The organism is Streptomyces sp. NBC_01006, from assembly GCF_045162725.1.
Taxonomy (GTDB): Bacteria; Actinomycetota; Actinomycetes; order Streptomycetales; family Streptomycetaceae; genus Streptomyces.
In genome coordinates, this window is the sequence record NZ_CP108702.1 from 71,119 (window position 1) to 91,728 (window position 20,610).

Here is a 20,610-nt window from a genome sequence, read left to right on the forward strand (position 1 = left end):
GATCTTTCGCCTTTTCTCTTACCTTTCCATGTACCTTTTTCTCATCGGCCACCGATGGAGGTGAGATGACCACAGACGCTGCAGCGGGCATCCGCGCCCTGCTCTCCACCCATAGCCTGCCGCCCATCTCGGAGCGCGTGCGCCTGCGAAGGGCCGGCGGCTTCACGCAGGCGCAGGTTGCTCAGGCGATCGGGGTTCGGCACCAGCAGGTGTTCCGCTGGGAGCGGGGCCTCGCAGAGCCCCGCGGTAAGCGCCGCGAGGCCTACGCCGAGCTTCTCCGAGAGCTGGCACAGATGCATCCGCTGGCCAGCAACTAGCCAAAGACAAGCGGCCCGAGGTTTCCCCCGGGCCACCGACCTCCACTCGATCTCGTCTCGCCAGACTCCGAGTGGTTTTAGAAGCTGTGAGGCACGCCGCCCGGTTCCCGCCGGGCAGCCCCACGCGCCGTCTTCTACTCTACAAAGGTCCGTCAAGACCTCGGTCGAGAATGCGGTGGTCCGCAGGGGTGGTAGTCGCCACATAGCGGACAGGACCGTACGTTGCAACACAAGATCGCTCCAGCCCAACTCCCGCCACCCGGATCCTGGGCGGTGAAGCGGTGAGCAGCACACCCATCATCGACTCGACCGCGTCCATCGTTCGTGGCACGGGGCCACGCTCCGTTCCGGTGTACCGCGAGATGGTCTTCGGTGGTCAGCTCGTCCACGCGCTCGACTACGTAGTTCTGACGCACGTCCTCTTCGCAATCGCGGCCGGAGAGGACATCACAGTGCCCATGATCTGGAAGCGCCTCCAGGAGGTGGGTATCCGGTCAACGAAAAACGCCAAAGAGCTGGTTGGCAAGAACTCCGTCTACGAAGCCTTTGGCCGGATCATCGCGGCCGGGTTCATCCGCCGCGTACGCCTTCCACACCCTGATGGCCGGGGCCGCAAGGGCGCCGTCGTCTACGAGGTGTACGAGTTCGTGAGCGACAACCCTGATCACGCCAAGACTGCTACGTCTGCACCACTTCCCGGAACCCGGGAAGTGGTCGACTCCTCACCACTTCCCGGAACTGGGGAAGCGGTCGGCGGCAACAGTGTTTTCGCAGGTCAGACCACTTCCCCGAACCCGGGATCTGGAGTACCGGGATCTGGGGTTCCGGAACGTGGTCGACGCCGCATTCCAGCAGGTCAGAGCCACTTTCCGGGTTCAGGGAAGTTGGCTTCTCGCCCCCCACACCCCCCGGAGGGGGTGGTAACCCCCTCCCCCTACCCCCTCGTGTCCCAAGTACCCCAGCAGGCGCCTGCGGCACAGGAGGGGGAGGGGGCTGTCGACTCCGTCGACGGAAAGCCGTCGGCTGATGCGATCTCGGAGGCATACGAGTTCCTCCAGGACCTTCCTCGGCCGTGGAGTGCGGGACGTCCGACCGCTCGCAAGCTCGCCCCTTTGCTTGCCGAGGCGATCGAGACTCAGGGCTGGGCGCTCGATGAAGAGCTCATCGAGCTGCTGACGGACGAGAGCGGTCCGTCGATCCGCAGCTACCCCTCAGTGCTGTCGACGCGGATCAAGGACCTCCCTCGGCACCGGACCAAGAAGCGTGTACGCCCGGTACCGGGTCAGAGGCACGAGGGCGCTGCTGGCCTTCCGGCTGAGGACTGCAAGACCTGCTACGGGTCTGGCTGGACCGACAACGTGGGCGAGCGCTGCCCCTGCCTCACGGTCTCTGTCGCCAGCTGACCACCGACAAACGCGAGCGGCGGCCGATTCCCGCTAAGAACCCGGCCGCCGCGTCGCTGCTCAACCCAGATAGGAAGAGAGCACGCCCATGATCTCACCCGCCGTCGCCGCTGACGACAAGGCGTCCGTACCCGACACCTTCCGGAGCGCCAGCCCGCTCGAACGAGAACTTCCGCACGATGTGGAGGCCGAGCAGTGTGTGCTGGGCGCCATGATCGTCTCGAAGGAGGCCATCGTCGAGGTCATCGCGATCCTCAAAGGCCACGAGTTCTTCCGCCCTTCCCACGAAACCGTCTTCCGAGCCATCTACGACCTCTACGGCAAGGGCATCACGATCGACCCGATCGTCCTCGGCCGAGAGCTCGCCAGCCGGGGGGAGATCACCAAGATCGGCGGGGCTCCGTACCTTCACATCCTCGTTCAGTCGGTGCCCACGGCGGCCAACGGGTGGCACTACGCAGAGATCGTCAAGGAGAAGTTCGAGAGCAGGCGTCTGGTCTCCGAGGGCATGCGCCTCATGCAGATGGGCTACTCCGAGACCGTTACCACGGGGGAGGCCGTCGCCGCGACCACGGCCTCGCTCCAGAGCTTGGTCAGTGGCGCGCCTGAGGCCGCGAAGCTCTCCGTCTCGGACCGCTGGGAGAGCTTCATCGACCAGCTCGAAGCCGGAGCCGACCCGAAGGCCCTCTCGACCCCGTGGCCCGACCTGGACGAATTCGTCACGGTCTCCGGCCCGATGCTCATCACCGTTGGCGCCACCACCGGTGGCGGCAAGACGCTCTTGATGCTCAACTGGGGGGCTCACGTGGCCCTGCGCCTCGGGAAGCCTGTCCTGGTGGCGAGCATGGAGATGGGCGGCAACGAGATCCTTGCCCGGCTCACCTCCTCCGAGGCCTTGATCCCGATGGACCGGCTGAACAAGCGCCAGCTCGAAGAAGGCGACTGGAAGAAGCTGGCCAAGGTCTCAAGCCGCATGGAGAACGCGAAGAACTTCGTCCTGGACGACACAGCGGGCCTGACCCTTTCCCGACTGCGGGCCCGTATCCGCACCATGTGGGCACAGGGCAACGGACCGGCCCTGATCCTGGTGGACTACCTCCAGCTCCTCACGCCGGACACCCCCAGCTCAGTGCGGGCGCAGGAAGTCGCCGCGCTTTCCCGGGGCCTGAAGGTGATCGCGATGGAGTTCGATACGCCGGTCGTGGCCCTGTCGCAGTTCAACCGCGGTGCCGTCGGCCGGCGCCCGCTGCTCTCGGACTTCAAGGAGAGCAGCGCGATCGAGCAGGACTCCAACGTCGTGCTCCTGCTCCACGAAGAGCGTGACGAGAACGACCAGCCGGTGAAGCCGGGCGAGGTAGACCTCATTATCGCCAAGAACAGGCAGGGGATGTCCGGCCGGGTTTTGCCCATGTCCGTGAGGAAGCACTACATGCGCATCGACAGCTGGGCCGCCGACGCCAGCTGAGGAGTTCGGTCCCGGCCGTGGCTGTGGCCACGGCCGGGACCATCCAGCGGATCCCACACCTGCGAAGAAGGAGATCGTCGTGATCACCACCGACAGCGTGCGCACGCGGTTCATCGACGAGGACCTGGCCCAGCGCGTCGCCGACCACTGGAACCCCGTCTACCCCACGATGCGCCGCATCCTGGACACCGTCATCAAGGCACAGCGCACCCGGGAGACCCCGAGCCGGGACATCGCCCAGCTCGAACTCGTCCGGCGCGAACTCGGGCAGCTCGACCGCATGACCTTCAAGGCCTGCACCCGCAGCGACGGGGCCTTCAGCGTTCACCACGCCCTCAGCCACGTCCACGAGGTCCTGAACGTGACCTCGCTCGGCGACCGGGACAAGGGCGCCATCTACCGGCTCGCCGGCGCGCTCGCGGACGTCGACGCACACGTCACCGAGGCCGCTCGCGCTCACTGGAGTGCGCAGCGCGCGGCGGCGGTTCCCGCCCAGCGGGTCGACCGCGGGCCTGGCGGCAGTGCAGACTCGGGGCAGACGGAAAGGGGTGGGCGATGACCGCGCAACCGATACACCAGCACGAGCCCGAGCGTGTGCCGCGCAACGCGGAGGGGATCGCGGCAGCTCTGTCCGGCGCGCAGCGGATGGAGTTCTACCGCGAGCTCCTGGCCGCCGCCCCAGAGCAGGCCAAGGGTGTGCTTCTGCGCTGGTGGGGCGAGGCGATGCTCGACACCGATCCGGAGGCCGACGCGCGTGCCGACGCGGTGCTGGCCGGCACGGTGCCCACCGTCTCGCTGGACGACCTTCTTGCGCGGCGCCGGGCGGCAGGACTGCCCGTTGAGTGACCCGTACGACGAAGGTCTGCCCTGCGTGCTGTCCGAGAACGTCTCCCAGCTGATGATGGACCCGTCGCTGCCGCCCGATGTCTTCGGCGCGATCGTGGCCGCGATGGTCACCATCGGCGAGTTGGGCGGCATCGTGCCGGGGAGCACGGCGTCACCGCGGCGACCGCAGCAGCGCCGCCTCGCACTCGGAGCTGAGGGCGAACTCGGGATCGCCGAGTACGTCATCAGCCGCGACGAGGACCCGCCGCAGATCGTCATCACACACATCCTGGTTTTCTGAACGCTCATTGGGCCCGGCCTTCGCGCCGGGCCCTTTGCCGTCACGCGACGGAGTACGCGGTCACCCTGCCGGGGCCGTGCCCGCCGGTCGGCGGGCCAGGTTGATCAAGACCTGGGCCGCCGACGAGAGCGGCCGGACAGGAGACTTTGATGAACCCCACCGTCGCCCGTGCCGCAGCTGGCCTTGCCACGTTCCTCGCCGTGTTCGGACTCGCCGCCCCGGCAGGGGCCGCCCCGACTGGCGCGTCCTACCAACTGCGCCTGGTGGCAGGGTATTCGGAGGACGCCGGAGCGGCCGATCTCGTGGTCGGCCCGCAGGCGGCCGGTGGCTGGGAGGTACGCGGCACCCTCACGAAGGCGACCGGGGTGCCCGGGTGCCTGCACCTGGAAGCGGGGGACGACGGCGACACGGGCCGGACCGCCGAGACGCTGGCCGTGTGGTGCGGTGCGGCCGGGACCGCGGGCGATGTGTCCGCGCGGACAGCGCGCCCCTTCGTGTACTTGGTGTGGCGCGGCGGGGACGGCCTTCCGGCGGCCTGGTCGAGCCGACGGCTGCACCAGTAGCCCGTCCGGGTGACATGGAGGCTTCGGCATAGCCTTGCCGTCTCTAATTGCCGTAACGTTTTCCATGTCGGGAGGGTGGTCGGTACCCACCCCTCCGGCAGAAGACGACCCGTCAGCATCAAGGAGACGCCATGGGCTTCACAGGCGAAGACACCCCCTTCATCGCCTCGCTCGACCTCATCGCCGAACACGCCGCGAGCATCTGGAGCGACTGCCCGACGGAGGGTACCCACCTCCTCTTCCGGATCGACGAGGCAGGCGGGGCCGCCCACCTCCGCATGGTCCGCCGCGTTGGGCGTGGATACGTCCTCGCGGAGCACGGGCCCGAATTCGACGTGGAGGACTGGGTCAACACCCCCTGGCTGCCCTGGGACGAGCTGGACGAAGAGCTGGAGAAGCTCGTCGGGCAGGAGACGCGACCCCTGGCACTCGCCCGCGAGTCGGGGGGTTGGTGGAGGCTGGCCCTCAAGCCCCTCGGCGACCAGGCGGAGCAGGATGTCGAGCACGACTACGAGGCGCACACGGTGGTCGAGAACCCTGACACGGGGGCCCGCGACGCCGCGCGCGGCGAGAAGATCCTCCTCGGTCACCTGGCCGCCGTCCGCCACGGCCGTCGGATTGAGGACGTCCTCGCCGAGCACGACGGCCACGACCTCGCGGTCGGCGAGGGCGACGGCAGGCAGGTCCGCGTTCCCGACGAGGACGCCGATCCGGCGGACTACGCCGACTCCCTGGTCGAGTGCCTGACCTGCCAGACGGACCCGTCCGTGCAGTGGGAGCGAGGCGGTAACCCCCTCGCCGTCGGCGGCCCGCTCCTTCGCGTAGGCCACGTAGTGGAGGCGGTCGTTGCCCTCCTCCACTACGCCGACGGATGGCACCACGCCTCCGACGTCCTGGAGCGGGCCCTGCTGCTCCTGGCGGAGCGACAGCGGGACGCGAGCTTCGGAGTGCCGGAGCCGACGCCGATGGAGGACGTGGACCTGCGCGCCCTCGACACCGTCGCCGGAGCGGTCGCGGCCCACTACGCGGCGGCCGCCGCCCGATTCCGCCTGACTGACTGGCAGATCGCCGACATGGCGGAGGACCGCTTCCGCAGCCAGGTCGAAGGGGCGCGCTTCGCCGCCATCCGGGCATGGCGCACCACGGCGGAGGACGTCGCGGCCAAGGCGGCGTGAGCACGGCACAGACAGGAAGCGGCGCCCCGGGAGAAGGCTCGGGGCGCCGCTTCGTGTTCGTGTGCGGTCCGGGCCGACGCGGTGTCCGTCCGGAAAGTGTCGGGGGCCAGCGGTCCGACTCCGTGAGGAGACGGCGGTACCCACTGGCCCCCACCCGTCAGCATCTCCACGAAGGGAGCGCGACATGTCCGGCAGTCTATCCACAGCGCCCCTCTCCACAGGCCGTACGCGGCCCCGTACGAACTACAGGAGCACCACGTGATCCCGCGCGGCCGACCCGCCCTGACCGAAGCCGACATCGCCTCCGAGAAGGAGATGAACCTCAAGACCTGGCAGCGCAACGAAAGCGAGTCCCTGCGCGCCCGAGTGCCGCTGGTCAACGAAGGCGGGCGCCTTCGCCTCTACGACGAGGAACAGGTCCGGGCCTACCTCTCCGGCTCCACGTGGCCTCCCGGGCAGCGGGACCACGATGTGGCCGCCGGTGCGGACGACGCGGACACCACGTGGCCTCCGGCCGTACCGCCGGGGGGTGAGCACCCGGGCGACCTTCTCACCGACCAAGAGGCCGCGGCCGTGCTGAACACGAAGGCCTCCACTGTCCGCGACTACGGCAAGAGCGGATACCTCCCCGTCGTCGAGCGGCACGGCCGCACCTGGTACCGCCGAGCCGACCTCCAAGCCCGACTCGAAGCCGGCGACCAGCGCCACCACCCCGAGCTCACCGGAGCCGGCCGCCCGCAGGGCGCGAAAGACCGCGCTCCCCGGCGCCGCCCCGATGTCCGCGTCACCGAGATCGCCATCGCACTCGCCCTCGCGGCCCGCGCCGAAACCCCCGAGCCCACGCCGGGGGAGATCGGCAAGACGTACGGCGTCAGCGAACGCACCGCCCAACGGCTGCTCCTCGCAGCCCGCGAGCAGGGGACCGGCGAGGCCTGAGCCGGGACGCCGCCCTTGGCGCCCGACCTCACCGGGGTGGCAAGGGCGGCGGACCGAGCGCGGTGCCCCTCGGAGACGCCCTGAAGTCTCCCACATCAAAGTGCGACACACAGGGCAAAATCACCCCAGAATGTCCGTTACTGCCGTAATGTTTTTCTTGTCGGAAGGCGGTCGGTACCCGCCCCGGCACCCGTCAGCCAAACCATCGGAAGGACCCCGTCATGGACCGCAACACCCACGACAACTCCCGCGACAACGACCGCGTCATCCCCACTGTCCCTGGTCAGCGCAAGGCCTCGGAGCCCACCACAGGGAAGAAGATTCCGAACCAGCCCGACCGTCGGGCCCAGTAGTTCAGACGCACAGAAAGGCGGGCCGCCCGACCGGGGCGGCCCGCCTATTTCTGCTGTGGTACCGATGAGCGATCCGGCGGCTACGCGCTGCTGACTGCGCGAAGTTCCCGGTGCTGCCTCTTGGGGGGCGCCGTTTCATAGCGAGGGGCCGACGGTTCGCCAAGCGTGCCGTTCTGGATGCGGCGGGCAGCTTCCTGTACCGCGGCCGCGAGGTCTTCGAGGCTCTCGTAGCCCGCGATGTAGGGGTGCAGGATGTACGTGCGGTAGCTGTTCTCGGGCCGCAGCACCAAGTGCCGGTCCACCAGCGAGGCCATCGCGGTGGAGGCCGCGTTCTTCCCGAGACCCACACGGGCGGCGAGCTCCTGCTGCGACATCCTCACCTCGCCGCCCGGCTCCTGCAGCTCGATCAGCACGCTCAGAAGGTCTTGGGCACCGCGCGACAACTCCAGCTTGTGAAGCATCCCGTGCCCGAAGGTCGCCTGGATCAGCATGCCGCCTCCTCCTGGTCCTGGCCGAGCTCCATCTGCACGCTTCGCGGGGCCGGCGGCGCGTTGAGCTTGGGAAACGCGTCCTGCGGAATCCCCTCTCGCAGCTTAGCGAGGATCTCCTGCTGACGGTCACCGTTGCCCATGAACCCGATCAAGGGGTTCACGAAGATGACACCAGAACGAACCTTCTGGATCATGTGCCACTCCTCCAGGCGGTTGACCGCCCGGGTGACATTGGCCCGCTCGACCCCGAGCCGCTCGGCGATCAACTTGTGGGTCGCCTTGACCCACCCTTCCTTCTGCTTGCCGATGCACCAGACCAGGACGGCGCTCTGGATAGGGGACATGCCGTGCTGGGCGATGAGGACTGCAAGGACCTCGCTGAGGAACTCGTTGCTCACGGCGCTGAAGCCGGCGGTCCCGTACATCTCGTGCGGCGCCCGATGCGTGACCCGGACGCTGAAGTCCATCTGCTGGACCGGCCGGCCACGCGTCGGAGTCTTCGCGATGAGGTCCGCGAACTTCTCGGTCAGCGTCTCCTTGAACTCCGCGCCAGTGCCGGAGACCGGCACAACCGGAGGCTGCGAGCCGGACGCTCGGCGAATGGGCTGGCGGCGCGCCATGTGCGTGGGTCCCGTCCTCGATCATGGGGAAGTCAATCCCGAACCCTAGCGGGTTGTCCCTGTGCACTGGGACATTTTCTCCCTGTCGGCGTGGCCTTTTGGTGTCGATGCCGACACACTTCGCGCGAGTGCCGGAGACTTGCGCCTAGCTGACCAGGGCGTTCACATTTTTCTACCTCTCAGGTGGGAGAAAGTGGTGTCGTTGGTGGTGTCCGCTGACACACTTTCGGTTGTCGATGTGTCGGTGCCAACACATCGCTGCTGACGAACTACCAGGTCAAAGCGGGTTTTCCGGAACCGCCCTCTTTTCCAATAAGAGGCGCGACGCCGGATTTTGCCTCCGGACTCCACGGGTCGGCTGCGCCCTCCGCTTCGCTCCGGTGCTCGCGTCGTCAGCGCGGGCCCGGTATCCAGCCTCAGGCCGAGTGGGGTGCCACTCGGAGGCAAGCAGCACAGTGGCTGATGCCGCCTGTGGTGCGGAGTAGTGCAGTGACCGCCGGAAGGAGGCTGCCGGCTGAGTTGGGCGCACCTTCTGTGGCTGAGGCTGAAACGCCTCTAGCGGGGGCGAGGACCGTGTACTGCTGACCTGCTGATGGGCTTGCTGATCAGGGCGACCAGGCACGCCCACCTCCAATCGGCGCAGTCCGAGCAGCACAGGGCCCACCGCCTCCGCAGGGTGGGCACATTGATGGCGATTCTTGGAAACGACCACCCCTACTCCTCGCCCCACTTGATCCGGTCCTCTAGCAAGTGGGGAAGTACGGCGAGCACCAGGCCGTCGACGGGTCGGGGCCGCCCGCTCGTTCAGTGTCCGGGCCACGCCGGCCCGTCAAGGGCGCCTTCGGCGTCGCTCACGCGATGCGCTTCGCGCACCCTGGACCGGCCACCGCGGCCCTGGTGCTGGCTGGCTATCGGGCGGCCCCTCACCTGTGGCGCCCGTCCGCAGGTCAGCGCGGGTCTGCCTGGGGAAACCTAGCCGAGCAACTCTGCGGGCAGCCCGAGCGCCGGGTGGGGAAATCCAGATATCGCCATCAACATGGAGTTCCCCGTCGCGGTCGCCCTGGCCCAAGCCGTGCCCCGGCTCCCGGACGGGGACGGCTGGTGGTTCGAGCCGAAGTTATGGACAGGGTTGCGTGCTGTCTGTTGTCCGCACCCGAGTGGATCCGAGTCCGCAGGGGATGTCCAGTCCTGGGATTAGTGGTGCCCGCGCGGGTTCCCGAGGGTCACGCTGTCACTGCGAGTGATCGTCGTAATCTGCGGCTTCTTGTCAGGTTCCGAAACTCGCGTGCTCACGCTCGTGTGCCCCGGCAGGGAGCCGGTCGTGCCGGTGGATCCGGCCGCGGTGTCGGTTGAGACCGGGCTCGCGGACGTCGTGACCCTTCAACGGCGCCCCCAGGCGCGCATCTCGGTGCATGACGAGGTGAGCTTCTTCCTCAAGCAGCCTCTACGGGGCTCATGCCGTCGATGACGGGCTGGGGGTGGGCTGGTTGACGTTCCAGCGGTTGTAGGTATAGCCGAGGGCCCTGGTGTCGAAGACCTCGGCGACGTACACCCCGTCATAGCTCGCGATGCGGGTCTTCTTCGGGTCAGTGGGGTAGTCGTTCGTGCGGTCAGGGTGTCGTTTCTGCCATTCGGCGTACACGAGATCGATGAAGCATGCGAAGACCCAGTAGATGGGGTCGTTGGTCGTGTACATGAAGGACATGTCGCCGTTGTTGCCGCCGATCCCGGCGTGGACGCGACTGAAGGTGCTTTCGATCTGCTGCCGAATCGCGTCGTAGGACGCCCGGTGGTCCAGGTAGCTGTTGAGGATCTCGGGAGCGGTCCAGGAGGGGATCGTGGTCCCTCTGCTGAAGTAGCGAGCCACCAATCCGGAGTTCGCGCTTGGCACGCGCCAGCCGACGAAGGGAGCGTTGAGTGCCCCACCCCTCCCGTCGGAGCCGCCGTTGCCACCCATGTAGGACTCGGAGAAGATGAAGGACCTCTCGGGGGCCTGGGAGTCGCGGGTGACGTCCCAGTACGGCAGGCTGACGGACGGGTCGATCTCCTGGAGCGCCTTCTCGAACTGACGGAGAAAGTACCGGTGCCAGACAAAGAAGCCCGGCGATCCGTGCGCCCCACTCCCGACGGCGTAGTGATCAGCGGTGAATTTGCTGTACTGATTGCCGCCGGCCGGCGTGTTGAGCTTCTTGAGCGCGTTCACGAACGCCTGCCACTGCTGAGGGGTCATCTCCCGGGCGTCGGGCCGCCGCCTCACGAGCATTTGTGGGGCAGATGCCCCTGACGCCGCCACACCCCACAAGCCCAACCCGCTTCCGGCCGCTACGACCGCGCCGAGCCTCAGCATGCTGCGCCTGTCCATGACACCTTCCTTCCCGGACCGCCGGCCTGTCCGGCAGCCCAGGGCTCAACGCCCAGACTCGCTGTAGGGATACGAAGGGCCGGCCCGTATGCCCGATAGACGCCCCAGCCCACCGCCCAACTCGCTCCACCCGTAGGCGCAACCGTGATCGTCTGCCCATAGGAGCAGCGGTAGTCGGCCCCGCGCGGTCTGTGCGGGGGCCGGACACTATCCGTGGACAGTCCAACAGCGCATAACAGAAGTTCGACGGTCACCGGACCGTGCTGCGCAGCGAAGCCTGCGGCCGGGGACTGTGCTGGACGGCGAGGCGGTGATCTGGCGGGACGGCGCGCTCAACTTCTCGGCCGTGCAGGCGCGGGCCGCCTCGACCCCGGCGAGGGCCCGCGAACTCGCCGCGGCTCTGCCCGCCACGTACGCGGCCTTCGATCTGCTCGCGCACCCCGATCTCGGTGACGTCCGCGGGCGCCCGTATGTCGAGCGGCGCACGCTGATACTGGAGTTGCTGGAGGAGGTCGGCCCGCCGATCCAGGCGGTGCCGGCGACGGACGACCGGGATGTGGCCCTGGTCTGGTACGAGGTCCTCCAGGAGCAGGGGATCGAGGGGATCGTCGCGGGGAGGGCGGCCTCGCCGTACCGGGGCGGCCGGCGAATCTGGCAGAAGGTACGGCACTCCGAGGTCGTGGACGCCGACGTCGTCGGGTACACGGGTACGGCGGCCCGTCCCCGCCATCTCGTCGTCGCGCTCCCCGGCGGCCGGATCGCCCGCTCCCAGCGGCTCTCCCCGCTCCTGGCCGCGGAGATCGGCAGGGTTCTCGGCGCGGGGCCGTCGGGCGCGCGGGCGCGGTTGGAGGATGGCGAGCCGTACGTGACGACCACCGTGGAGCTGGTGGTCGAGGTCGCGGCCGGCACGACCCGGCACCCGGTGGTGAGCGTGGTCCGCGTCCACGACTGATCCGGAGGACCCCGGGGCCCGGGCCGTACCCATCTGGGCCCGGGGCCGGTTGATCGGGGCATGAGAAAGATGATCTACGCATTGGCGGCTGTGGCCGTGATGGTGGCGGCGGCGCCCGCGCAGGCCGACGCGAAGGCCGAGGACGGGCGCGTGGGGCTGTCCGTTCGCGGCAAGGGATTGAGGGTCGACTCGGTCGGGGCGCACATGGAGGGGCATGGGACCGGGGTGCAGGCCCGGGTGGTCTCGTACTCGCCGCGGGGTGTGCGGTCGGTGGTCACGGACTGGAAGGACGCGACACCGGTGAGCGCGGCCATGACGAAGCTGTCCACGGTCGGCTGGTCATGGAAGGGCGGCAAGCGGTTCGCCGACCGTACGCGGCTGTGCGTGGAGTTCAACGCGGCGCCGGGGGAACCCTGCGTGGTGATCCACCGCTGAGACGACGAGGCCCCGCCCCCGGTCTGGGCGAGGCCTCGCCTGCGTCACGTACGTCCGGTCTGCGTCAGCGTCTGCCGGGTCCGAGCTCTGCGGCGGCCGCGGTGACGAAGGCGTTCGCGGCGTCCTTGGCGGCGCGGCGCCGCTCGTCGAGGTCGGCCTGGTTGGTGGCCTTGCGCAGCGCGTAGGTGGCGTCTGCGGCCTGTTGTGCGGGGATGGTGAGTTCGGGGACCAGGATCTGCAGGCGGATGTGGGGCGCGGTGATCGCGGTGCGGGTGTCGTGCGACCGGGTCTGTGCCTCCAGCTCCGGCTCCGGTCCGGCGCCGGTCAGGGTGAGGCGCTCGCGGTGGAACATCGCGGAGCGGTGGGCGTCGAGCGCGGCCGCGAACTCGGTGACGGCGGCGAGCTGGTCCTGGCGGTCGGCGTCGGCGCGCTGTTCGACCCGTGCGGTGCGGGCCGAGCGGTGCTGGAGGAGTCCGGCGGTCAGGGCTCCGGCGAGGGTGCCGAGGACGGCGACGACCGAGGCCCACATCAGTCGGTCCGCCGAGTGCTGCAGAACCCGCAGGTGAAGGGATGGGCGTCGCCGTTCTCGCCTCCGCAGTGCGCGCAACTCCATGCGACGGTGCTGGTGTGCTCGGCGAGGCAGGATTTCGCGTCGTCGGCGGCCGCGGCGCTGGTGGGGTAGTCGGGTGCGCTGGTGTGGTGGGTGCCGTCGGCGGCGACGGCAGTGAACATCCAGTGGTCGGTGCCCTGGTGGTGGAGTACGGCGGCGGTGCCGCCGGCGTGCTGGACGGTGACGGGCGGCTGGGGGAGGTCCGCGCGGGAGGGGACGGCGTCGGGCCACTTCACGCGGGCGGACTGGCGGCTGATGCCCCAGGCCTCGCCGATCCGCGCGTAACTGGCGCCCTGGTGGCCGGCCACCTTCGCGGCGGCCGCGGCCCGCTTCTCGACGACGCCAGCGGTCTGGCGGAGCGCGTGGAGCAGGGCCAGCTGGTAGTCGCCGGAGAGCACCACGCGGTCGGGGGCCTGGCCGTCGGCGGCGCGGTGGGCGCGAGCGCGTTCGGAGATCTGCCATGCCAACGCGTCGGCGGCTTCGGCCACGGCGTCCTGGAGGGCGAGAACGTCGTCCTCGGTCGGCTCGGCGTACGCGGGGGTGCGGATCGTGTTGACGTCCGCCCAGATGTCGGTCTCACTGTCGAGGGTCATGAATGACAGCTTTAACTGTCACCCATGATGCGACAACTAGATTTGCGAGACTGGCATATGACAGTCCCGGGCACCCATCTGCCCTGCTTCTCCGCCTGGCGCTCGTCGTTGCCCGCGCGGGCGGATGTGGTGACCCGCCCTCGGCGGGGGCTGTGGCCGGTGATCGGCTTAGCCTGGCCGGCCAGCTCACCAGCAACGCGCGTGCACCCCAGAGGGGTTGTCGGCTGCGGGTGCCAGAATGCTCTGTATGGGTGAAGAGCTGTCGTTGGCAGACATCGTGGAGCACAAGCCGATCGATCAGGTAGGGGAGCAGTTGCTGGCTGCTGCTGCCACCTTCCTCTATCAGCGGGGCGATACCGAGGCCGCGATCACTGCTACCGACGTGACTGCGGTCGACATGACCCTCTGGAACTCAAACGAGTACGAACCGGATGAGTACAGGGTGTACTTCACGGTGGAACCGCAGCTCGTTGAGCAGTTCACCGAAGCGGTGCTCGGGCGCATCGTGGACGGTATGCAAGCCGTCCTGCCGAGGCGGTTGGCCGTCCGGATCGAGTCGATCGAGATCTGCCCCGTGGTTCCGGTGCCAAGCGCGGACTGGCGAACAAAGCTACGCGAGGCCAACGGCCCCCTGCCGACGAACCAGGCTCGGAAGCTCCGCCTTGGACCCGAGGACCAGCATCCGATTGAAGACGACCTGCACTTCACCAACGAGTGGGAGCACAGGGTCTACCGAGTACTGAAAGATCGGCAAGCGTCTCTGCCTGACAACGAGACCATCGCGATCGTGCCGCTGGCAGGGATGAGAGTGCTCGGCTACACGCGCGAGCCTGATTTCTTGATCACCTACAAGGGCCGAGTCGGGGTCATTGAGGTGGACGGGTTCCATCATGGGATGCCGCGCCGGGCTTCTAACGATCACAGTCGGGACAACCTGATGCTGAGCGCCGGCGTCAGGTGGGTCGGACGCCTTGATGTTCGAGACGTCGGTACGAAAGCCGAGGTCGAGAAGTTCGTAGACAACTTTCTCGCCAGGTTGGTGCGGCAGTAGGTTGGGTCGGCCTATGCGAACAACGCGTACCCACATCTAGCCGGCGCTGGTCCGCGGCCACGCCCGTGACGTTCGCGGTTGGGAGGCCGTGCCTATCGTGGCCTGTGATCGCGGACGGCGGAGTCGATCCTGTGCGGGACCCGCACAGGACCAGTGGCCCCTGCGTCGGGTCGCAAGTTTGCGGAGCCTGGTTGAAGCTGACGGTATGGAAATGTACACCACGGACACTGTCCCCGGCTCCGGTCCCAAGCCCGTAAAAAGCTCCTGGCTGCTCTTGCACGAGGGCGACCGACTACACAAGGTGATGAGTGAGCTGCGGCAGCAAGCGTCTAAGGACGGGGCCGATGCCGTCGTCGGCCTCCGCATCACGGCGGCCGAACTCTCTGGGCCCTCGCCGTTCATCGTCTACGGGACGGCCTTGAAGTTCCTGTGATCCAACCGTGATGGCCCCCGCCCAGACACGTCGCCACGGCTGGCTGCGGCCCTACAGCACCCCCAGCAGGGCGTTGTCCTCCCACTGGTCGACGACTTCGAGGTATCCGGCGAGGACCTTGGAGTGGGGGGCCCAGCCGCCCTGTTTAGCGATGACGATCTGGTCGTGGCCCTTGAGCCGGGAGGATGTGGCCAGGCCCCGGCGGGGGCTGTGGCCGGTGAAGCGGATCTCGATCCAGGCGCGTTCGACGGCGCGGGTGATGACGTCGCCGACGGACTCGGGCTGCAGTCCGCCCTTCAGGACGGTGTGCCAGCGGTTGTGCAGGCGCCGCCACTCAGGGCCGTCGGGGTCGGTGAGATCGGCGGCGTCCTTCCAGGCGGTCCATGCGCGGACCGGGCAGATCGAGGGGCGGGAGCCGTACGGGCACGGGCACGGTGCGGGGGTGGACCTTGGAGACGCGGAGGTCGGCCCGGATCCCGTCGGACGTGAGCGCGTAGTCGCGGACCCGGTTGAAGGCGAGTTCGTGTTCGCGGCCGGCGACGGCGAAGTGCATGAGGACCAGGGCCCGGTCGCGGATGCCGGTGAGGTTGTCCGTGCAGGCGGCGCTGATCGCGACGACGTGGTCGACGAGGAGCGGCGGGGCCTGGCCGCGGCCGCGGGTCTCCCCGCTGGCCTCCATCTCCTTGACGAGCTGCTTGAGCCGGTTGCGGGCGAGGCGGGCGACGCCGTCCTCCAGCCGCACGCCATGGTCTGCGCGGGCGGAGACTACGGTGCCGGACAGGCGCCGGTCGATGGTCGAGGGAGCGGTGAACGTCCCCTTCTTCCATCCGGGCTGGGTCCACAACCACTCCACGAACATCACGAGGGTGCCCGGGGTGACGGCGAGCATCGGCACCTCTGCCGCGGTGCAGAACTTCGTCCAGCTCGCCCAGTCCTGGGCGTAGCCGGAGCGGGTCCGCTCCGGCCGGCTGTCCGCGACGGTGCGCACGGCCTGGCGGTCGATGTGGTCGAGCACAGCGCGGGTCGCGGTGTCGTACTCCTCCGGCCGGGTCGGTGCCGCCGGGATGACGACCGCTTCGACGGCCTTCTTAGGCTGCGTCCGCCGCTCAAGTGGACCTTCCCGGAGGGAAGCATCAAAAATGATCACCACTCTGAGCGACGCGGTACCGACGCTGCTCGGCGTCCTCGCCTTCATCTCGATCGCCTCGAATCCTGCCGCCCCGTGCGGACCTGATTCACAGGAGCGGGCCGAGACGATCCGCGAGCACGGCCGGGCGGTGGCCAACCACTGCCGGGAGATCGCGCGACTGATCATCCGGCGGACGGGAGGCGGGGCCGCGTAGCCCAGAGCGCAGACTGAGCCGGGACGGCGTACGCCGTCCCGGCTTCGCCATTCCCTGCGCCAAACCCAGCCGTCGCGCGCATCGACCCCAAGCAGCGAAACGAGGATGCGGAGGAGCGGTCCTAAGCACTACAACGAGGGGATGACCGTCTTCCTGTGTTCCAAGTGTGGCTCCGCGATCACGCCGGAGCTGGCCGAGCTTGCCAGCGTCCCTCACGTCTCAGACGACGAGCGCGACCGGGACAAGGAGACACGCCGGGCGCCTTCCACCGTTCCGCGGGGCCACTACTCGATCGATCCCGAGCCCTGGGGAGCTCCTTACGTCGTGCAGGACGATCAGGAGGACCCGAAGCCAGCGCAGCCGCGCGGACATTTGGTCTGCCGAGAAGAAGGCTTCGTCATCTCAGCCGGCAGCCGACACACAGTGCTGGTGCATCCTGATGACGCCGCCGGCCTCCAGCCACTGCCCAACTGGGAGAACAGCAGTGGATGCTGCGGACCGACAGGCGACACGGGACTCAATCGGGCCTGCCCCTGCGGCGCTCCGGTCGCGACTCTCGCGGCCGACTGTTTCACGCCCTTCGAACTGCACCTCGATCCCGTCCGGACCTACGCATTTTCCCAGTAGGACCGCGAAGCACGTGCGGACGACGACGTGCACGACACGCTCGATGGAACGTCTCCAGCCAACTTCTTCACGACTACTTTCCGTGGTGAACGGCGGCTCGCACGGGCCTGCCGCCGAGCTGGGCTAGTTCGGATAAGCATGCATCCGATGCCCCATGCTGCAGGTCAACCCGAAGATGTTGCCCAGGCTCGCGGAGATCGAAAGAGACCTGGTCCTGCGTCGCAAGCGCGCCGAGGAAGAGCAGTGGCTCGGCGAGATCGAAGGCATCGACATGACCTTGACCTTCGTCCGCACCAAACAGGCCGACGCCGCTCGAACCTCCCAACGGGCACCCGTCGCCCTCGGCATCCCTACCACCCGCCGGCCCGAGTGAGCCTCAAGCTCGTCGATCCGGACGCTCGATCTCTGCTGGCGCCTGATTGACGTGGCTGACCGCAACCACCCATGGCACCGGGACTGTCTCTCGGACCCAGGGTCGCCTACGGACTGTCAGAGGCGGGTGAGAGTCTGGGCCAGTGCTGATCAAGGGATTCGAGAACGCCCCGCTTGTCGCGGGGGAGGAGCTGCTGGCGCTGCCGGGGTTCTGGGCGGCCTACCTGATGTGGCTGAGCCAGACGGAGGAGCACGACGCTTCTCTGTATCCGTTTGGTGTTGACGGGGCTGATGCCGATGCAGCGTGCGACGCGCTCGGCGACGAAGATCACTGGCCTGTCATCCGAATCCCGTTCGATGACGGTCACACCGTGATAGTCCTCGGAAGCAACTGTCCCGACGATCCGGAGACGGAGTACTTCATCACCCACCCCGAGTGGGGACGGCACGGTCACCTGGCCACTGTCAGCGGCCACCAGGCTGGCCCCGGCTTGTCGTGGCGAGAGCTCCACCACATCGCCCGCACGCCTGACCTCAACGCTCCGGGAATCCACGCCGAATATGCGCGCCTACTTCTCCTACTGCCTGCCCTCGGCGACCAGGATCTGCCCGAGGACGCCGCAGCCGTAGTCGGTGGCGCGCTGGCGCAGGCAGGTGTACCCACTGCGCTGGCCCCGCATCTCGCGGTAGCCCTTCTCGCCGACCACCCCTTGTGGGAGCCGGCCGAATGGACGCTCCCTGCCACCTCCCCGCTCTCAGCCAGCCAAGAGCCCTTCCTCGGAATTCTGCACTGTGACGGATATACGAGCCCGCGGTGTGCGACCCGCCTCGCCCAGGGAATCACCCGAGAGCAGAGCAACCGCCTGGCCCACGCACTAGGCACCTGGCCCGCCTGAACGGCCCACCCCCACAGCAACGGGATGGGAGCAGTATCAGGCAGGCAGCCTGGGAACCTCCGATCTCCCGGAAGGCTTGACGCACGGTTGGCCACGACTGATGCCTTTCAGCTCGGATCACCTTGACTAGTGCTGTGACCGACAAGGTTCACCGGGTTGAGCGGTCAGGCCGCGATGGGTAGTGGTCTGCCGCCCCAGCGGATGCCCTTCTCGCTGCGGATGCGGGCGCGTTCGCGTCGTTGGGCGGCCAGGACGTCGGGGTGGCGCGCGTTCTTGTTGCGCCAGCGCAGGTAGGCGTGCAGGGCCCGGGTCTGGACGGTGTGGTTGGGGTGGTGCGAGTTGGCGAGGGTGAACTGCCGCAGGGGTCCGAAGTGGGCCTCGATCGGGTTGGCCCAGGACGCGTAGGTCGGGGTGAAGCACAGTTCGACCTTGTTCCGGGCCGCCCACCTGCGGATTCGCCAGTTGAGGTGGGCGGAGAGGTTGTCGAGGATCACGTAGATCGGGGCGCCGTCCGGGCGGGCTGCCCGGATCGATCGCAGCGCGGCCCAGGTGTGGTCGGTGCCCTTGCGGCGCCGGTTGATCCCCCACATCTGGTCGTCACCGACGGAGTAACAACCGTGAAAGTAGGTGATTCCGTGGGTGCGCCGATAGGTAGCCGGCAGCCGATCTGGCCGGCCCTGTTCTGCCCAGCAGGAGCCTGCGGTCGGGCGGATTCCCAGCGGTCCGAACTCATCGAACGCGAACGTGCGGTCCGGCCGCTGGTTGATCGCGTACTCGATCCTGGCCAGTTTGGCGTCGAAGTCCGGGTCCGGGGACTCCTTCCAGGTCTTCGTGCGCTGGAAGGAGATCCCGCGACGGGCCAGTAAGCACCTCAGCGCCTCCCGGCCGATCCGGACAGGCCGGTCGATGTTCCTGCGCAGGTGATCGGCGAGTTTGCGGATCGACCAGCGGGTGAAGGGCTTGCCCAGGACGGTGGGTCGGGTGGTGGCCGTCTGGACGACGAAGTCCTCGTCGTCACGGTTGAGAAGGCGGGGACGGCCTCCCGCCCAACGAGGGTTGAGGCATGCGAGCCCGATCTCGTTGAACTTGTGGATCACGTCGCGGACGGTGTCCTCGTCCGCCTGGACCAGGCGGGCTATGACCGGGACCGTGCTGCCGCCGGACGAGGCCAGCAGCATCATCGCCCGTCGAAACCGCACCGAGCTGGTACTGCCTCTCCGGACGATGTGCTGGAGTTTCTGCCCCTCCTGCTCGGTCAGCCTGCGAACCCGGACCGGTTGTGCCATCCCGCCTCCCCACGCTGTTTGGAGAAGTCATTTCCAACCAGCACAACGAGCAACCCGGCAAACGTTGCCGGTCACAGCACTAGGGCCTGTTCTGAGTTCGGATCACGGGGTGCCAGGGAGGCTGCGTAGCCAAAGGATGGATCCTCGCAGGTGGAGTCCGGCGAGATAGCTCTCAGGTGTCTTGTCGTAGCGGGTGGCCAGCCCCCGCCATTCCTTGAACTTGTTGATGGCACGCTCGACGGTGTTCCGGTCTTTGTAGAGCTCGGCATCGTGGGAGACCGGGCGGCCGCCCTGTGAGCCCCGCTTCTTGCGGTTGGCTGCCTGGTCGGCCTTCTCCGGGATCACCGCCTTGATGTTGCGTCTTCGCAGGTGGGCGCGGTTGGCGCGGGAGGAGTACGCCTTGTCTCCGGCTACGGCGTCCGGCCGGGTCCTGGGGCGGCCCATCGGAACACGCACCTTGATTTTCTCCAGGACCGGGATGAACCGCGGACTGTCCGCGGCCTGTCCGGGGGTGAGGATGATGGACAGTGGGCGGCAGCGCCGGTCGGTCGCGAGGTGCACCTTGGTGGTCAGCCCGCCCCGGGAGCGTCCCAGCTCGGCGGCCTTCAGCCGGACCTTGCGGCGTCGGCGTACCGCGCGGCGCCGTGCCCGTTCGGCTTCCTCACCGCCCTCGGGCCCCTCGGCTACGGAGTCGTTTTGTCCGGTTGCCGAAGCCCCTTTTCCTTCATCAAGGCCTTCTCCAGGTCCTCCAGGAGCTCGGGGTCGACCACCATGCCCGCCGCGTGGTGATGCGCGCGGGCGACGGTGGAGTCCACGCTGACCAGGCTGAGGTCGACATCGTCGCGTGCCGCCGCCTCGGCGATCACCACGTCCATGAGGGTCTGGAAGATCCCGCCACGTGCCCACATGCGGAACCGGTCGTAGATCGTTGACCAGGAGCCGTAGCTTGCCGGCACGTCCCGCCAGGGGCAGCCGGTACGGAACCTCCACATCACCGCATTGAAGTAACTGCGCAGGTCAGGGATCGGCCCGGACGCCCCCAGCGGGAGGTGCGGCTCGATCAACTCCCATTCGCCATCGGTCAGATCACCACGCGTCATACAACCGTGCTACCAGCCGAAGCGCCCGAACGAAGGCCGAACGCCCCGATTGTGATCCGGACTCAGAACAGCCCCTAGTGCAGAGAAGGTGGCACTTCGCG

The 20,610-nt window shown here is 68.0% G+C and carries 25 protein-coding genes and 1 pseudogene; 18 read left to right on the forward strand and 8 right to left on the reverse strand.

What is annotated here, in order from left to right:
- Positions 1 to 65: 65 nt before the first annotated feature.
- The 10 genes from OG509_RS42490 (at position 66) to OG509_RS42535 (ending at position 7,338) form a co-directional block, all read left to right on the forward strand.
- Positions 66 to 317: a helix-turn-helix domain-containing protein gene (locus OG509_RS42490; protein ID WP_331740847.1), complete on the forward strand. Its 252-nt coding sequence runs from the start codon at positions 66 to 68 to the stop codon at positions 315 to 317.
- 281 nt (positions 318 to 598) lie between these two features.
- Positions 599 to 1,720 carry a hypothetical protein gene (locus tag OG509_RS42495; RefSeq protein ID WP_406187956.1) on the forward strand — a complete coding sequence of 374 codons (1,122 nt, stop codon included), beginning with the start codon at positions 599 to 601 and terminating at the stop codon, positions 1,718 to 1,720.
- Between the two features lie 88 nt (positions 1,721 to 1,808).
- Positions 1,809 to 3,185, forward strand: coding sequence for a replicative DNA helicase (locus OG509_RS42500; protein WP_274553651.1), 1,377 nt, complete (start codon positions 1,809 to 1,811; stop codon positions 3,183 to 3,185).
- Positions 3,186 to 3,264: 79 nt separating this feature from the next.
- Complete coding sequence (locus tag OG509_RS42505) at positions 3,265 to 3,744, forward strand: hypothetical protein (protein WP_331740854.1); 480 nt, start codon at positions 3,265 to 3,267, stop codon at positions 3,742 to 3,744.
- The gene (locus OG509_RS42510; RefSeq protein ID WP_274553653.1) at positions 3,741 to 4,031 is read left to right on the forward strand and encodes a hypothetical protein; all 291 of its coding nucleotides are present in this window, start codon (positions 3,741 to 3,743) and stop codon (positions 4,029 to 4,031) included. Before OG509_RS42505 ends, OG509_RS42510 begins: the two co-directional genes overlap by 4 nt.
- Positions 4,024 to 4,311 carry a hypothetical protein gene (locus tag OG509_RS42515; protein WP_406187958.1) on the forward strand — a complete coding sequence of 96 codons (288 nt, stop codon included), beginning with the start codon at positions 4,024 to 4,026 and terminating at the stop codon, positions 4,309 to 4,311. The genes OG509_RS42510 and OG509_RS42515 overlap by 8 nt, the downstream gene beginning before the upstream one ends.
- 149 nt (positions 4,312 to 4,460) lie before the next feature.
- Positions 4,461 to 4,874: a hypothetical protein gene (locus OG509_RS42520; RefSeq protein WP_331740859.1), complete on the forward strand. Its 414-nt coding sequence runs from the start codon at positions 4,461 to 4,463 to the stop codon at positions 4,872 to 4,874.
- A gap of 131 nt (positions 4,875 to 5,005) precedes the next feature.
- Positions 5,006 to 6,049, forward strand: coding sequence for a hypothetical protein (locus OG509_RS42525; protein WP_331740861.1), 1,044 nt, complete (start codon positions 5,006 to 5,008; stop codon positions 6,047 to 6,049).
- Positions 6,050 to 6,307: 258 nt separating this feature from the next.
- On the forward strand, positions 6,308 to 6,985 hold the full coding sequence (locus OG509_RS42530) for a helix-turn-helix domain-containing protein (RefSeq protein WP_331740862.1): 678 nt from the start codon (positions 6,308 to 6,310) through the stop codon (positions 6,983 to 6,985).
- 221 nt (positions 6,986 to 7,206) lie between these two features.
- The gene (locus tag OG509_RS42535; protein WP_331740863.1) at positions 7,207 to 7,338 is read left to right on the forward strand and encodes a hypothetical protein; all 132 of its coding nucleotides are present in this window, start codon (positions 7,207 to 7,209) and stop codon (positions 7,336 to 7,338) included.
- Between the two features lie 80 nt (positions 7,339 to 7,418).
- Here OG509_RS42535 and OG509_RS42540 read toward each other — a convergent pair whose 3' ends face one another.
- From OG509_RS42540 to OG509_RS42550, 3 genes are all read right to left on the reverse strand, one after another.
- Positions 7,419 to 7,829 (reverse strand): hypothetical protein, encoded by a 411-nt coding sequence (locus OG509_RS42540; protein WP_331740864.1) that lies wholly within the window; start codon positions 7,827 to 7,829, stop codon positions 7,419 to 7,421.
- Complete coding sequence (locus OG509_RS42545; RefSeq protein WP_331740865.1) at positions 7,823 to 8,449, reverse strand: helix-turn-helix domain-containing protein; 627 nt, start codon at positions 8,447 to 8,449, stop codon at positions 7,823 to 7,825. Before OG509_RS42545 ends, OG509_RS42540 begins: the two co-directional genes overlap by 7 nt.
- A 1,453-nt stretch (positions 8,450 to 9,902) precedes the next feature.
- On the reverse strand, positions 9,903 to 10,811 hold the full coding sequence (locus tag OG509_RS42550; protein ID WP_406187959.1) for a tyrosinase family protein: 909 nt from the start codon (positions 10,809 to 10,811) through the stop codon (positions 9,903 to 9,905).
- Between the two features lie 292 nt (positions 10,812 to 11,103).
- Here OG509_RS42550 and OG509_RS42555 point away from each other — a divergent pair, with 292 nt between their 5' ends.
- Together OG509_RS42555 and OG509_RS42560 are read left to right on the forward strand one after the other, a co-directional pair.
- The gene (locus tag OG509_RS42555; protein WP_331740867.1) at positions 11,104 to 11,763 is read left to right on the forward strand and encodes an ATP-dependent DNA ligase; all 660 of its coding nucleotides are present in this window, start codon (positions 11,104 to 11,106) and stop codon (positions 11,761 to 11,763) included.
- 60 nt (positions 11,764 to 11,823) lie between these two features.
- Positions 11,824 to 12,198, forward strand: coding sequence for a hypothetical protein (locus tag OG509_RS42560; RefSeq protein ID WP_331740868.1), 375 nt, complete (start codon positions 11,824 to 11,826; stop codon positions 12,196 to 12,198).
- A 64-nt stretch (positions 12,199 to 12,262) separates the two neighbouring features.
- On the opposite strand, the gene OG509_RS42565 is transcribed toward OG509_RS42560, so the two are convergent.
- The gene (locus OG509_RS42565) at positions 12,263 to 12,727 is read right to left on the reverse strand and encodes a hypothetical protein (RefSeq protein WP_331740869.1); all 465 of its coding nucleotides are present in this window, start codon (positions 12,725 to 12,727) and stop codon (positions 12,263 to 12,265) included.
- Positions 12,727 to 13,401 carry a hypothetical protein gene (locus OG509_RS42570; RefSeq protein WP_331740870.1) on the reverse strand — a complete coding sequence of 225 codons (675 nt, stop codon included), beginning with the start codon at positions 13,399 to 13,401 and terminating at the stop codon, positions 12,727 to 12,729. Before OG509_RS42570 ends, OG509_RS42565 begins: the two co-directional genes overlap by 1 nt.
- A 247-nt stretch (positions 13,402 to 13,648) precedes the next feature.
- Here OG509_RS42570 and OG509_RS42575 point away from each other — a divergent pair, with 247 nt between their 5' ends.
- Together OG509_RS42575 and OG509_RS42580 are read left to right on the forward strand one after the other, a co-directional pair.
- Positions 13,649 to 14,452 (forward strand): hypothetical protein, encoded by an 804-nt coding sequence (locus tag OG509_RS42575; protein ID WP_331740871.1) that lies wholly within the window; start codon positions 13,649 to 13,651, stop codon positions 14,450 to 14,452.
- A 211-nt stretch (positions 14,453 to 14,663) separates the two neighbouring features.
- Entirely contained in the window at positions 14,664 to 14,885 is a 222-nt protein-coding gene (locus tag OG509_RS42580; protein ID WP_331740872.1) for a heavy metal-binding domain-containing protein, read from the forward strand.
- 334 nt (positions 14,886 to 15,219) lie between these two features.
- Here the strand turns inward: OG509_RS42580 and OG509_RS42585 are convergent, their stop codons facing one another.
- Positions 15,220 to 16,032, reverse strand: a complete 813-nt coding sequence (locus tag OG509_RS42585; RefSeq protein ID WP_406187960.1) for a hypothetical protein — start codon at positions 16,030 to 16,032, stop codon at positions 15,220 to 15,222.
- Between OG509_RS42585 and OG509_RS42590 the strand changes: the two genes are divergently transcribed.
- The 4 genes from OG509_RS42590 (at position 16,025) to OG509_RS42605 (ending at position 18,123) form a co-directional block, all read left to right on the forward strand.
- On the forward strand, positions 16,025 to 16,228 hold the full coding sequence (locus tag OG509_RS42590; protein ID WP_331740874.1) for a hypothetical protein: 204 nt from the start codon (positions 16,025 to 16,027) through the stop codon (positions 16,226 to 16,228). The genes OG509_RS42585 and OG509_RS42590 overlap by 8 nt on opposite strands.
- A 141-nt stretch (positions 16,229 to 16,369) precedes the next feature.
- The gene (locus tag OG509_RS42595; protein WP_331740875.1) at positions 16,370 to 16,855 is read left to right on the forward strand and encodes a hypothetical protein; all 486 of its coding nucleotides are present in this window, start codon (positions 16,370 to 16,372) and stop codon (positions 16,853 to 16,855) included.
- Positions 16,856 to 17,009: 154 nt separating this feature from the next.
- Positions 17,010 to 17,228: a recombinase gene (locus OG509_RS42600; protein ID WP_331740876.1), complete on the forward strand. Its 219-nt coding sequence runs from the start codon at positions 17,010 to 17,012 to the stop codon at positions 17,226 to 17,228.
- Positions 17,229 to 17,370: 142 nt separating this feature from the next.
- On the forward strand, positions 17,371 to 18,123 hold the full coding sequence (locus OG509_RS42605; protein ID WP_331740877.1) for a hypothetical protein: 753 nt from the start codon (positions 17,371 to 17,373) through the stop codon (positions 18,121 to 18,123).
- A gap of 164 nt (positions 18,124 to 18,287) precedes the next feature.
- Here the strand turns inward: OG509_RS42605 and OG509_RS42610 are convergent, their stop codons facing one another.
- Together OG509_RS42610 and OG509_RS42615 are read right to left on the reverse strand one after the other, a co-directional pair.
- The gene (locus OG509_RS42610) at positions 18,288 to 19,409 is read right to left on the reverse strand and encodes an IS630 family transposase (RefSeq protein WP_331740878.1); all 1,122 of its coding nucleotides are present in this window, start codon (positions 19,407 to 19,409) and stop codon (positions 18,288 to 18,290) included.
- Between the two features lie 102 nt (positions 19,410 to 19,511).
- Positions 19,512 to 20,509, reverse strand: a pseudogene (locus OG509_RS42615) (IS5 family transposase).
- Positions 20,510 to 20,610 lie beyond the last annotated feature (101 nt).